Raw genomic sequence first — 12,312 nt, 5'->3', positions numbered from 1 at the left:
AACAGGCTGACGTACGTACGATTGACGAACAACACCAGAACGATGACTTTTTGACTGTGAGCAAAATAATAATGTGGAAATGGATACATCAGCTGGGCAAGCCGGAGCGGCTGTACCAGTTATGCGGTCGCTTTGTACCGTGGTTTGCGATCCCGGGCGTGGCCGTGCTGTTGCTGGGCTGGGTGTGGGGCTTTGGCTTCGCCCCGCCAGCCTCTGAGCAGGGTGACGGTTTTCGTATCATCTATATCCACGTGCCGATGGCCATGTGGTCGATGGGGATCTATGGCTCCATGGCCGTCGCCGCTTTTATCGGGCTGGTCTGGCAGTGGAAAACCGCCGATCTTGCCGCGATGGCCATGGCACCCATTGGCGCGGTGTATACCTTTATTGCGCTGGTGACCGGGGCCGCCTGGGGCAAACCGATGTGGGGGGCGTGGTGGAAGTGGGACGCGCGTCTGACCTCTGAGCTGGTGCTGCTGTTCCTCTATATCGGTGCTATCGCGCTGTATCACGCCTTTGAGGATCGCCGGGCGGCCGGACGTGCCTCGGGCATTATGATCCTCGTGGGGGTCATTAACCTGCCGATTATTCACTACTCCGTTAACTGGTGGAACACCCTGCATCAGGGCTCCTCCGGGGTGCTGTTACAGGCCGTCGATCCGAGTATGCGTCCGCCGCTGCTGTGGGCGGTGCTTGGCGTCTGGCTGGTGTTTATCACCCTGACGCTGCTGCGCCTGCGCAATCTGCTGCTCCACAGCGAGCGCCACCGTCCTTGGGTGGCGGCGATCGCGGCAAAAGGAGGGCGCAGCGTATGACCCCTGCCTTTGCATCCTGGCATGATTTTTTTGCCATGGGCCACTATGCCTTCTACGTCTGGCTGGCCGTTGCCAGCACGCTGATCCCGCTGGCTCTGCTGGTGCTGCACACGCTGTGGCAGCGTCGTCGCCTGCTGGCCGGGATCCGCCAGCGCCAGGCACGTGAACAACGCATTCGTGCGGTAAAAATGAAAAAGGCCGCCCCCGCCGCGGCAGGAGAAAAATCGTGAATCCCCGTCGTAAAAACCGCCTGATTCTGGTGACGCTGGTGCTGGTCGGGTTGGGGCTCGCTACCGCGCTGGTGATGTACGCGCTGCGATCGAACATCGACCTGTTCTATACGCCGGGTGAAGTGATCAACGGCAAGGGGGACCAGCAGGTGAAACCGGAGCCGGGCCAGCGTCTGCGCGTGGGCGGGATGGTGCTGCCGGGCAGCGTGAAGCGCGATCCGCATACGCTGAAAGTGTCGTTCAAGCTCTATGACGCGGTGGGAGTGATCAGCGTCAGCTACGAAGGGATCCTGCCGGATCTGTTCCGTGAAGGGCAGGGCGTAGTGGCGCAGGGCGTCCTGCAGGACGGCACTCACGTGACGGCCTCCGAGGTGCTGGCAAAGCATGATGAAAAATACACCCCGCCGGAAATTGAAGACGCAATGAAGAAAAATCACCGTTCCCCGGCGGCCACCGCCGCCAGCGCCGCAGCGGGAGGCCAGCCATGATGCCGGAAGTGGGCAGTTTCCTGCTGTGCCTGGCGCTGGCACTCTCCCTGCTGCTGAGTGTTTATCCCCTGTGGGGGGCCGCACGCCAGGACCGGCGTCTGATGGGGCTGGCGCGTCCGCTGACCTACGGGCTGTTTGCGTGCATCGCCGGGGCCTTTGCCATCCTCGTCCATGCGTTTGTGGTGAATGATTTCAGCGTTGCCTATGTGGCCACCAACTCAAATACCCTGCTGCCGGTCTATTACCGTATTGCCGCTACCTGGGGCGCGCATGAGGGATCGCTGCTGCTGTGGGTGCTGCTGCTCAGCGTCTGGACGCTGGCGGTGGCGCTGCTCAGTCGTTCCATGCCGGAGGATGCCATCGCGCGCGTACTGGCGGTAATGGGGATGATCAACCTCGGCTTCCTGCTGTTTATCACCCTGACGTCCAATCCGTTCACCCGCACGCTGCCAGACTTCCCGATCGACGGCAGCGACCTGAACCCGATGCTGCAGGATATCGGCCTGATCTTCCATCCGCCGCTGCTGTATATGGGTTACGTCGGTTTCTCCGTGGCCTTTGCTTTTGCCATTGCTTCACTGATGGCCGGGCGGCTGGATACGGCCTGGGCGCGCTGGTCGCGACCCTGGACCACGGCAGCCTGGGTGTTTCTCACCATCGGCATTGTGCTGGGGTCGGCCTGGGCCTATTACGAGCTCGGCTGGGGTGGTTGGTGGTTCTGGGATCCGGTAGAAAATGCTTCCTTTATGCCGTGGCTGGCCGGCACCGCACTGATTCACTCGCTGGCGGTGACGGAAAAACGCGGCACCTTCAAAGCCTGGACGGTGCTGCTGGCGATCACTGCTTTCTCCCTCAGCCTGCTGGGCACCTTCCTGGTGCGCTCCGGGGTGCTGGTATCGGTTCACTCCTTTGCCTCTGATCCGGCGCGCGGCATGTTTATCCTTGCCTTCCTGATTATTGTGATTGGCGGTTCGCTGCTTCTCTACGCCATTAAAGGCGGCAAGGTGCGCAGCCGGGTGCAGAATGAGGCCTGGTCGCGCGAATCGTTCCTGCTGGGCAACAACGTGCTGCTGATCGCCGCGATGCTGGTGGTCCTGCTCGGCACGCTGCTGCCGCTGGTGCATAAGCAGCTGGGGCTGGGCACCATCTCTATCGGCGAACCCTTCTTCAATACCTTATTTACCTGGCTGATGGCACCGATGGCGCTGCTGATGGGCATCGGCCCGCTGGTGCGCTGGCGGCGGGATCAGCCACAGAAACTGTGGAAACGGCTCGGGCTGGCGCTGCTGGTCACGCTGCTACTGTCCGTCCTGCTGCCGTGGCTGATGCAGGATCGTATTGAGGCGATGACGGTGGTGGGCCTGCTGATGGCGGTCTGGGTGATTATCCTGACCTTGATGGAACTGCACGAGCGCGCTACTCACCGGCACGGCTTCTTCAGCGGACTGCGGCACCTGTCGCGCAGCCACTGGGGGATGGTGCTCGGCCACCTGGGTGTTGCGGTGACGGTGATCGGTATTGCCTTCAGTCAGAATTACAGCGTGGAACGCGATGTGCGTATGAAAGAGGGCGACGGCGTGGACGTGGCCGGTTACCACTTCACGCTGCGCGGCGTGGATCGCCTGGTGGGCCCGAACTATTCCGGTACGTCGGGGGTAATAGACGTCACCCGCGATGGAAAGCATGAGGCGACGCTGTCGGCGGAAAAACGCTTCTACAGCGCGGCGCGAACCATGATGACGGAAGCGGCCATCGACGGTGGATTCACCCGCGACCTTTACGCGGCGCTGGGCGAAGAGCTGGACGACAAATCCTGGGCGGTGCGTCTGTACTATAAACCCTTCGTGCGCTGGATCTGGTTTGGTGGCGTGTTTATGGCGATCGGTGGGGTGCTGTGCCTGCTGGATCCCCGCTACCGGTCGCGTAAAAAAGCCCTTAAGGAGGCGGTATGAATAAGAAAGTGCTGTATATCCCGCTGATCCTGTTTTTACTGCTGGCCGCGGCGCTGCTCTGGCAGCTCAGTCGCAATGCCAATGGGGACGACCCCACCCGGCTGGAGTCCGCGCTGGTCGGTAAGCCGGTGCCGGTTTTTAAGCTGGAGTCGCTGGAGCAGCCGGGCAAAACCTATGACCAGTCGGTGCTTAACGACGGCAAACCGATCCTGCTGAACGTCTGGGCCACCTGGTGCCCGACCTGCCGGGCCGAGCATCAGTATCTGAATACCCTGGCCGCGCAGGGCGTGCGCGTGGTGGGGCTGAACTATAAAGACAACCGGCAGAAAGCGGTCGACTGGCTGAACAGCCTGGGTAATCCGTATGCCCTGAGTCTGTATGACGGGGACGGAATGCTCGGGCTGGATCTGGGCGTGTACGGCGCACCGGAAACGTTTTTGATCGACGGTCACGGCATTATCCGCTATCGCCACGCCGGGGATATGAACGAACGGGTCTGGCATGATGAGGTGAAACCACTGTGGCAGAAATACAGCCAGGGGGTCGGATCGTGAGAGCGTACGGGATCCTGCTGGCGCTGGTGCTGTTCAGCGCGGGCGTACAGGCTGACAACATTGATACTTATTCCTTCGCGACAGTGGCCCAGGAGCAGCAGTACCGCCAGCTCACGGCGTCACTGCGCTGTCCGAAGTGTCAGAACAACAGTATTGCTGACTCAAACGCCATGATAGCGGGCGATATGCGCCTGAAGGTGTATCAGCTGTTACAGGCCGGACAGACGCCTGAACAGGTGAAGGCTTATATGGTGGCGCGCTACGGTAATTTTGTTTCTTACCAGCCGCCGGTCACCCCGTCGACGCTGATCCTCTGGGCCGGGCCGGCTCTGTTTGTCATTATCGGCGCGCTGGTGATCATCCTGCGCAGCCGTAAACGGGCCGTACGCGTCGAGCTGGATGCCGAACAGCAGCAGCGGCTGGATGCACTGTTAAAGAATGACGGGAAGCAATCATGAGTGCGCTTTGGTTAACGATCCTGATCCTGCTGGTGGCCGCCTGTGGGCTGCTTTTATTCGGCGCCGGGCGTCGCAGAAGCGATAGCACAACCGATCGCGACCAGTTGAATCAGGTCTTTTATCATCAGCGTCTGCAGGAGCTGGAAGAGGATGAGGGGCAGGGCGTCGTAGCCGATCGCCCCGAGATGGTGCGGGAGCTGCAGGAAACGCTGCTGCTGGATATTCCGCAGCAGACCTCGCCGCCGCAGGCACGTCAGATCAGCCGCTGGGTGCTGCTGCCCGGGGCGGTGATCCTCATACTGATCAGCCTTGGCGTCTATTTTAAGACGGGAGGCCTGCAGCAGGTGATGGTCTGGCAGCAGGTGAAAAATGAGCTGCCTGCACTGCGGGCGCAGGTGATGGACCCTCAGGCGCGACCGCTCAGTATGGAACAACTGGCGCGTCTGGCGCTGGGCATCCGTTCCGGGCTGCAAACCGATCCCGGTAATCTTGATGACTGGAAAATGCTGGGCCGCCTTGGCATGGTGCTGAATAACGCCGCGATGGCCACCCAGGCCTTCCGTCATGCGCTACAGCTGGCCCCTGGCGACCTGGATGTCCGGCTCAGCTATGCCGATGTGCTGACGCGGTCTGCCGATCCGCAGGATAACCGCGAAGCCCTGATGATGCTGGAGCCGATGGCGGTGCAGTATCCCGACAGTGTGCAGGTGCAGGGGCTGTTAGCATTCAATGCCTACAGCCAGCAAGATTATGCGCAGGCGATTGCATCATGGAATAAGATGTTGTCACTGCTGCCTGAGGGTGACGGACGTGCGGTCATGATCCAGCGCAGCATTCAGCAGGCGAAAAGTGCGTCAGGTAAAGAGAACAGCCGCCTGGCATTAACGATCAGTCTGTCCCCGGCGGCAGAAAAAATGTTACCGAAGGACGGAGTGTTGTATATTTCTGTGTCTGACGGTATTTCGCAGGTTCCCGTAGCCGTGAAAAAAGTGCCGTTGAGTCATTTTCCTTTATCGATCACGCTGGATGACAGTAATGCCATGATGCCCGATCGGTTACTATCCGCGCAGCATCAGGTGCAGGTTCGCGTACGCATCTCACGCGACGGCAGCGTAAATCGTTCACCCGGCGACTGGTTCGGGTTGAGCGAGATACTGCCATTTTCAGGTCAACAGCAGCTTGCCGTTGAAATTAACCGGCAATAGCGGGCGATAATCTAAAAAGTACAGGGAGAAAACTATGAGCTATCGCCTGACGGGTTTAGCGCTGGCGAGCGTACTGATGGTCGGCTGTGCCAGTTCTAAGACAGGGGATCAACCTCAGGGACATGCCGATCCTCTGGAAGGTTTCAACCGGTCCATGTTCAACTTTAACTACAACGTGCTGGATCCGTATGTCCTGCGCCCGGTTGCCGTGGCGTGGCGTGATTATGTGCCGCAGCCTGCGCGTAACGGGCTGGGTAACTTCTTCACCAACCTTAACGAACCGTCGACGATGGTGAACTACTTTATCGAAGGCAATCCGTATAAGGCGATGGTGCACTTTAACCGTTTCTTCCTGAACACGCTGCTGGGCATGGGGGGGCTGATTGACGTTGCGTCGATGGCGAACCCGAAGCTGGCAAAAGAAGAGCCGCGCGCCTTTGGCAGTACGCTGGGTCACTACGGTGTGGGCTACGGTACCTACGTGGAAGTGCCGGCATACGGGGGGTTTACCCCGCGTGAAGATATCGGTGGCCTGGTGGATGATGTCTATCCGCCGCTGCTGTGGCTGACCTGGTGGATGTCGGCAGGGAAATGGGCGCTGGAAGGGATTGAAACCCGCGCGCAGCTGCTGGATTCCGACGCGATTCTGAAGAATTCAAACGATCCTTACGCCTTTATGCGTGCGGCTTATTTCCAGCATCATGATTTCCTGGCGAGTGACGGTAAGCTGATCCCGCAGGAGAACCCGAATGCGGCAGCGATTAAGAATGACCTGGGCGATATTGATGCCGAATAACGCCTGCGTTCAGGCTGAATGCTTAAGTCCGGGCATCAGTTTGTTCCGCTAATAAAAAACCCCACTGGCGTGGGGTTTTTTTTTGCTTTAACTCTGAAGGGGCGTCTCAGAATTTATAGTTGAAACTGGCGCCATACAGCCAGGCTTTACCGCTGGAGCTGAAGGTATAAGGCGTCGCCTGTCCATTCTGGGCGGTGGCAATCGGATCATTGCCTTCTTTAACGGTGACTTTTTTACCGTGCATATAGGAAACGCCTAAATCCACGGATGCGTCTTTATTAAAGGCATATGACGTACCGGCACTCAGCCATAAACGATCCTGATCGGGAATGGAAATAGAACGTTTATCTGACGGCACCGGGCTGTCATCAAAGGCAATACCGGTACGGAAGGTCCAGTTATCGTCGTAATAATAGCTGGTACCCAATGCGATACGATAAGCATCGTGGAAGCTTTCGTCTTTATAGAACAGATCCTGGCCGTTGCTGCCGGTCGCTTTCAATTCCTGGAACTGGCTCCAACTGGTGTATGCCATGCTGTAGTGAACGGCCCACTGCGGTGCGACTTTATGATAGCCGGAGATTTCCCACATTTCAGGCAGGTTCAGCGACAGCGAGCCCGGAATGGTGCTGCCGCTGGTGCCGGTAGGCAACCCGAACTGGCTGCCGATAGGGTTAAAGGCGACCGGAATATCACTGCGGTAGTCACCGTCAAAGTCAATTTTCACTTCCGAGCGGTAGGTCAGACCGAAGCGGTTATTATCATCTACTTCATACAGCACACCGGCGTTCCAGCCGTAGCCCCATTCATCGCCTTTCAGGTGGGCAATCTGGGTATCGGCGGGCGCTGCAGGTAAACCGGCTGCGGGCAGGAAGGAACCCAGTTCGCCAATGGTTCGTTCGATTTTTGCCCGGGCGTAGACTGCATCAAAACCCACACCAAAGCTGAAATGCTGGTTAAGGCGGTAGGCCGTGCTGAGGTTCAGGTTCATCGTCAGCAGGTCGGTTTTACCGGCAAACGGACCGCCGGCATAGCCGTCATTAAACTCTGTTGCCAGACCGTAATTGCTGGTGGCTGAGGCACCGATCCACCACTGGTCATTCAGCGGTTGTACATAATGAATATTCGGCACCCACTGAGTCGGTGCAATATTATCGGCATTCAGACTGTTGCCTGCGCCAGACTGCCCCTGAATATTCACATCAGGATCAATAAATACCGCGCCAATAGAAAACATCGGACGGTCCATTAATGCCATGGTTGCCGGGTTACGGCTGGCCGATGCGGCAGAATCGCCCATCGCCCCTTCGCCTGCATAAGCACGACCCAGACCAATGGTAGAGAATTCGTTCAGTTGAAAGCCAGCTGAGAAAGCATTAGAAGAAACAAGCGCCACTGCTGCTGCGAGTGCAGACTTAGCAAACAGGTTTTTATGGTTCATAACCACAACCTCATTATCTGATTTTATAATTAAGCTCTGTTACTACACGTAACAAGGGATCGCGGATTCTAGTGACTGACAGACAACGAACAAATCAGACCAGTGGCGCAAGTATAGGTCTGACCTGTGTATGTGTTGCAATAATGTTTTTCAAATATTTCTAAATTGTTCACGGAAAAGAGATCTGGCTAACAAAAACCTTACATTCCTTTTTTGCCTCATTCCGTGTGAGTTGTTTCGGATCAATTAATAGTGTGATTTTCATCACTCAACGCGCTGTTTTCAGGGGATGACTGGAGCTGAAATAGTGTCGGGCGTAAACTGACGACAGTCTCAATTAATCTGCCGCCAGACAGACAGCGGCAAGCCGGAGGATGTATGACTGACGCGATTAACCGCTGTAATGCCAGCGAAACCGCAGCCTGTTGCTGTGTTGACGTGGGCACCGTGCTGGACAATACCGACTGTACTGCCAGCTACAGCCACACCTTTAACAGCCGTGATGAGGCGGAAGCGGTGCTGCGCTCACTCAGTGAAAAAGCCGCTGCCGTGGCCTCAGAGCCCTGTCAGATCGACAGCCGCTTCAGTGAGACCCCGCAGGGGGTTCAGCTTGACTGTGACTTCCTCTTCAGCTGCCAGGCAGAAACCATGATTTTCCAGCTCGGCCTGCGCTAATCTCCGGGTGGAGGGTGTGCCCCTCCACCAGAATCGTGTTTCCTCTCGCATTTTTATCTTCCTGCCGTAGCGCCCACCGTTATTCTGGTTAACACTGATCAGGTCAGACCTCTTGGCAGTGATGCCGTCGATCTAAAGACAGGCCTTCATTCACCCCATTGCCGCCAGTGCAGCTGTGATGTGATGTGATGCGGGCAGAAAGGTGAGAATAATGAGTAAAGCATTCCCATTGCTGACACGTCAGGGGGATCGCATCGCGATCACCCACGGACTGCGTACGCCCTTTGCCCGCCAGGCCACCGCCTTTCACGGCATCCCCGCTCTGGAGCTGGGCCGGATGGTGGTCAGCGAACTGCTGGCCCGCAGCGAGCTCCCCGCAGAGGTGATTGAACAGCTGGTGTTTGGTCAGGTAGTACAGATGCCGGAAGCGCCTAATATCGCGCGGGAAATTGTGCTGGCCAGCGGCCTGAGTGTGCATACCGATGCCTACAGCGTCAGCCGCGCCTGTGCCACCAGCTTTCAGGCAGTGGCTAACGTCACCGAAAGCCTGCTGGCGGGGACGATTAGCGCCGGGATGGCCGGCGGGGCTGACTCCTCTTCCGTGCTGCCGATTGGCGTCAGCAAAACGCTGGCGCGGATGCTGGTCGACCTGAACAAGGCCAGGACCCTGTCGCAGAAACTCAAACTCTTCAGCCAGCTGCGGCCACGTGACCTGCTGCCGGTGCCTCCGGCCGTGGCGGAGTATTCCACCGGGCTGCGTATGGGCGATACCGCCGAACAGATGGCGAAAGATCATGGTATCACCCGTGAGCAGCAGGATGCACTGGCACACCGCTCCCACCAGCGTGCGGCCAGTGCCTGGCAGCAGGGCCTGCTGCAGGACGAGGTGATGACGGCGTATGTCCCGCCGTGGAAGCAGCCTTTCCTGCAGGATAACAGCGTGCGGACCGAATCACAGCCTGATGACTATGCCCGCCTGCGCCCGGCGTTTGACCGGCAGCACGGCAGCGTCACCGCCGCCAACAGCACCCCGCTGACCGATGGCGCTGCGGCAGTGGTGCTGATGACGGAATCCCGCGCGCGTGAACTGGGCCTGGTGCCGCTGGGTTATCTGCGCAGTTACGCCTTTAGCGCTATCGATGTTCACCGGGATATGCTGCTGGGCCCGGCTTATGCCTCGCCGCTGGCGCTCGAGCGCGCCGGTGTCACGCTGGCTGACCTTTCCCTGATCGACATGCATGAGGCCTTTGCGGCACAAACGCTGGCGAACCTGAAGATGTTTGCCGACGAGCGCTTTGCCCGTGAGGTGCTCAACCGGCCCCACGCGCTGGGTGAGGTCAATCAGGAGATCTTTAACGTATTGGGCGGCTCTATCGCCTACGGACACCCGTTTGCCGCCACCGGAGCGCGGATGATCACGCAGACGCTGAATGAGCTGCGGCGTCGCGGTGGTGGACTGGGGCTGGTCACGGCCTGTGCGGCCGGTGGCCTGGGTGCGGCAATGGTTCTGGAGGCAGAATAATGGATTTACCCACTGCATTTACACTGACGATGCGTCTGGATAACGTCGGGGTGATCACCATTGACGTTCCGGATGAAAAGATGAATACGCTGAAAGCGGCGTTCGCCGGGCAACTCCGGGCCGTGCTTCAGCAGGCGCGGGCCAACCCGCACCTCGCCGGGCTGGTGATTATCTCGGGCAAGCCGGATTCCTTCATTGCCGGAGCCGATATCAGCATGATAGCGGCCTGTACCTCGGCTCAGCAGGCTGGCGAGCTGGCGGAAGCCGGTCAGGCGGTGATGGCCGAGATCGCCGCACTGCCGGTCACGGTGGTGGCGGCGATACACGGGGCCTGTCTGGGCGGCGGACTGGAGCTGGCGCTTGCCTGTCATCGCCGGGTCTGTACCCTGGATGATAAAACCCGTCTGGGGCTGCCCGAGGTCCAGCTGGGGCTGCTACCCGGCTCCGGGGGCACGCAGCGTCTGCCGCGCCTGATCGGGGCATCCACCGCGCTGGATATGATCCTGACCGGAAAAACCCTGCGCGCGCGCGCGGCGCGGCGTTGCGGGCTGGTGGACGACGCCGTTCCGCACAGTATTCTGCTGGAAACCGCTGCCCGCCTGGCGCTGAAGCCGCGCAGCGCGACAAAAGCCCTCCCGCTGCGGGAACGTCTGTTAAACGGTCCGGCGGGCAGGGCGATCCTGTTTGCGCTCGCCAGACGCCAGATGCAGGCCAAAACGCACGGTAACTATCCGGCGACGGAAAAAATCCTCAGCGTGGTGCGCTGCGGGCTGGAGCAGGGCAGCGGCAGCGGTTATGCCGCTGAAGCAAAGGCCTTTGGTGAACTGGCTATGACGCCGCAGTCAGCGGCCCTGCGCAGCCTGTTTTTTGCTACCACGGCGCTGAAAAAAGATCCTGGTGCCAGCGCGACGCCGCGCGTGCTGAAACGGGTCGGCGTGCTGGGCGGCGGGCTGATGGGGGGCGGTATTGCCTGCGTCACTGCCACCCGTGCCGGGCTGCCGGTCAGAATCAAGGATATCAGCCCGGACGGCATTAACGCTGCGCTGAAAGCCAGCTGGCAGGTATTGACCCGGCAGGTGAAGCGGCGGCGTCTGAGCGCCGCAGAGCGTCAGCAGCAGATGGCGCTGATCAGCGGCGGCACGGATTATCAGGGTTTCCGCCAGCGCGATATGGTGATTGAAGCGGTATTTGAAGATCTGGCACTGAAGCAGAAGATGGTGGCAGAAATCGAAGCGCACTGCTCGCCGGACACGCTGTTTGCGTCAAACACCTCCTCACTGCCGATTGCCGCGATTGCGGCTGAGGCGCAGCGGCCGGAGAATATTATCGGCCTGCACTACTTCAGCCCGCCGGAGAAAATGCCGCTGGTGGAGGTCATCCCCCATGCCGGCACCGCGCCTGAGACGATCGCTACTGCCGTTTCTCTGGCGAAAAAACAGGGAAAAACGCCGATTGTGGTGGCTGATCGGGCAGGTTTTTATGTCAACCGCATCCTGGCCCCGTATATGATTGAAGCCATGCACTGTCTGCTGGAAGGGGAGCCCATCGACTCCATCGATCGGGCGCTGGTGGAGTTTGGTTTCCCGGTGGGGCCGGTACAGTTGCTGGATGAGGTCGGCATTGATGTGGGGTCTCATATTATGCCGGTGTTGCAACAGGCCTGGGGCGAACGCTTTGCCCTGCCTGCCGCGCTGGATGCTGTCCTGAAAGATGACCGCAAGGGACGTAAAAACGGCCGGGGTTTTTACCTCTATCCGCAGAAAGGACGCAGAAAGCAGGTGGATAATTCGGTGTACCGACTGCTAAAACTCAGTGAGAAACACCACCTCAGCGCACAGAATATTGCTCAGCGCTGTGTGATGATGCTGCTGAATGAGGCGGCGCGTACGCTGGATGAACAGGTGATTTCCTGCGCACGTGACGGGGATGTCGGGGCGGTATTTGGCATCGGCTTTCCCCCCTTCCTGGGGGGGCCGTTCCGCTATATGGATCAACTGGGCCTTCGCGAGGTGGTGAAAAATCTGGAGCTACTGACGCAGCGTCACGGGCCACGTTTTACACCCTGTGAGCGGTTGATAAAAATGGCGGAAGCGGATGAAACCTTCTATAAACCGGAGGTCAAGCTGAATAGTCACACTGTTTCAGAGGGTTAGTCGGGTGGGGGAGTGAATGCTGT

Annotated in this window: 12 protein-coding genes; 11 read left to right on the top strand and 1 reads right to left on the bottom strand. The window is 58.9% G+C overall.

Features of this window, described 5'->3' with window-relative positions; all coding sequences use genetic code 11:
• Positions 1-71: 71 nt before the first annotated feature.
• From EPE01S_RS02780 to mlaA, 8 genes are read left to right on the top strand one after another with little or no spacing between them, the layout of a single operon-like run.
• Positions 72-815 (top strand): heme ABC transporter permease, encoded by a 744-nt coding sequence (locus EPE01S_RS02780; RefSeq protein ID WP_062743032.1) that lies wholly within the window; start codon positions 72-74, stop codon positions 813-815.
• Positions 812-1,045, top strand: a complete 234-nt coding sequence (gene ccmD, locus EPE01S_RS02775; RefSeq protein WP_062743031.1) for a heme exporter protein CcmD — start codon at positions 812-814, stop codon at positions 1,043-1,045. The genes EPE01S_RS02780 and ccmD overlap by 4 nt, the downstream gene beginning before the upstream one ends.
• Positions 1,042-1,533, top strand: coding sequence for a cytochrome c maturation protein CcmE (gene ccmE / locus EPE01S_RS02770; protein WP_062743030.1), 492 nt, complete (start codon positions 1,042-1,044; stop codon positions 1,531-1,533). Before ccmD ends, ccmE begins: the two co-directional genes overlap by 4 nt.
• On the top strand, positions 1,530-3,485 hold the full coding sequence (locus EPE01S_RS02765) for a heme lyase CcmF/NrfE family subunit (protein WP_062743029.1): 1,956 nt from the start codon (positions 1,530-1,532) through the stop codon (positions 3,483-3,485). The genes ccmE and EPE01S_RS02765 overlap by 4 nt, the downstream gene beginning before the upstream one ends.
• Positions 3,482-4,039 (top strand): DsbE family thiol:disulfide interchange protein, encoded by a 558-nt coding sequence (locus EPE01S_RS02760; protein WP_062743028.1) that lies wholly within the window; start codon positions 3,482-3,484, stop codon positions 4,037-4,039. The genes EPE01S_RS02765 and EPE01S_RS02760 overlap by 4 nt, the downstream gene beginning before the upstream one ends.
• Positions 4,036-4,497: a cytochrome c-type biogenesis protein gene (locus tag EPE01S_RS02755; protein ID WP_062743027.1), complete on the top strand. Its 462-nt coding sequence runs from the start codon at positions 4,036-4,038 to the stop codon at positions 4,495-4,497. Before EPE01S_RS02760 ends, EPE01S_RS02755 begins: the two co-directional genes overlap by 4 nt.
• The gene (gene ccmI / locus EPE01S_RS02750) at positions 4,494-5,702 is read left to right on the top strand and encodes a c-type cytochrome biogenesis protein CcmI (RefSeq protein WP_062743026.1); all 1,209 of its coding nucleotides are present in this window, start codon (positions 4,494-4,496) and stop codon (positions 5,700-5,702) included. Before EPE01S_RS02755 ends, ccmI begins: the two co-directional genes overlap by 4 nt.
• 34 nt (positions 5,703-5,736) lie before the next feature.
• Positions 5,737-6,498 carry a phospholipid-binding lipoprotein MlaA gene (gene mlaA, locus EPE01S_RS02745; protein WP_062743025.1) on the top strand — a complete coding sequence of 254 codons (762 nt, stop codon included), beginning with the start codon at positions 5,737-5,739 and terminating at the stop codon, positions 6,496-6,498.
• Positions 6,499-6,604: 106 nt separating this feature from the next.
• Here the strand turns inward: mlaA and fadL are convergent, their stop codons facing one another.
• Positions 6,605-7,939 carry a long-chain fatty acid transporter FadL gene (gene fadL / locus EPE01S_RS02740; RefSeq protein ID WP_062743024.1) on the bottom strand — a complete coding sequence of 445 codons (1,335 nt, stop codon included), beginning with the start codon at positions 7,937-7,939 and terminating at the stop codon, positions 6,605-6,607.
• Between the two features lie 378 nt (positions 7,940-8,317).
• Between fadL and EPE01S_RS02735 the strand changes: the two genes are divergently transcribed.
• From EPE01S_RS02735 to fadJ, 3 genes are all read left to right on the top strand, one after another.
• Complete coding sequence (locus EPE01S_RS02735) at positions 8,318-8,614, top strand: YfcZ/YiiS family protein (protein ID WP_072277380.1); 297 nt, start codon at positions 8,318-8,320, stop codon at positions 8,612-8,614.
• 211 nt (positions 8,615-8,825) lie between these two features.
• Positions 8,826-10,136: an acetyl-CoA C-acyltransferase FadI gene (fadI, locus tag EPE01S_RS02730; protein ID WP_062743023.1), complete on the top strand. Its 1,311-nt coding sequence runs from the start codon at positions 8,826-8,828 to the stop codon at positions 10,134-10,136.
• On the top strand, positions 10,136-12,289 hold the full coding sequence (gene fadJ / locus EPE01S_RS02725) for a fatty acid oxidation complex subunit alpha FadJ (RefSeq protein WP_062743022.1): 2,154 nt from the start codon (positions 10,136-10,138) through the stop codon (positions 12,287-12,289). The genes fadI and fadJ overlap by 1 nt, the downstream gene beginning before the upstream one ends.
• Positions 12,290-12,312 lie beyond the last annotated feature (23 nt).

The organism is Erwinia persicina NBRC 102418, from assembly GCF_001571305.1.
In the GTDB taxonomy this organism is placed as follows: domain Bacteria; phylum Pseudomonadota; class Gammaproteobacteria; order Enterobacterales; family Enterobacteriaceae; genus Erwinia; species Erwinia persicina.
Note: the sequence above shows the minus strand (reverse complement) of the source record. Positions and strands in the feature narration are given on the sequence as shown.

Coding starts and splice junctions, on each gene's coding strand:
- EPE01S_RS02780 (WP_062743032.1), top strand. CDS start 72: ATGTGGAAATGGATACATCAGCTGGGCAAGCCGGAGCGGCTGTACCAG.
- ccmI (WP_062743026.1), top strand. CDS start 4,494: ATGAGTGCGCTTTGGTTAACGATCCTGATCCTGCTGGTGGCCGCCTGT.
- EPE01S_RS02765 (WP_062743029.1), top strand. CDS start 1,530: ATGATGCCGGAAGTGGGCAGTTTCCTGCTGTGCCTGGCGCTGGCACTC.
- EPE01S_RS02760 (WP_062743028.1), top strand. CDS start 3,482: ATGAATAAGAAAGTGCTGTATATCCCGCTGATCCTGTTTTTACTGCTG.
- fadI (WP_062743023.1), top strand. CDS start 8,826: ATGAGTAAAGCATTCCCATTGCTGACACGTCAGGGGGATCGCATCGCG.
- EPE01S_RS02735 (WP_072277380.1), top strand. CDS start 8,318: ATGACTGACGCGATTAACCGCTGTAATGCCAGCGAAACCGCAGCCTGT.
- mlaA (WP_062743025.1), top strand. CDS start 5,737: ATGAGCTATCGCCTGACGGGTTTAGCGCTGGCGAGCGTACTGATGGTC.
- ccmD (WP_062743031.1), top strand. CDS start 812: ATGACCCCTGCCTTTGCATCCTGGCATGATTTTTTTGCCATGGGCCAC.
- fadJ (WP_062743022.1), top strand. CDS start 10,136: ATGGATTTACCCACTGCATTTACACTGACGATGCGTCTGGATAACGTC.
- fadL (WP_062743024.1), bottom strand. CDS start 7,939: ATGAACCATAAAAACCTGTTTGCTAAGTCTGCACTCGCAGCAGCAGTG.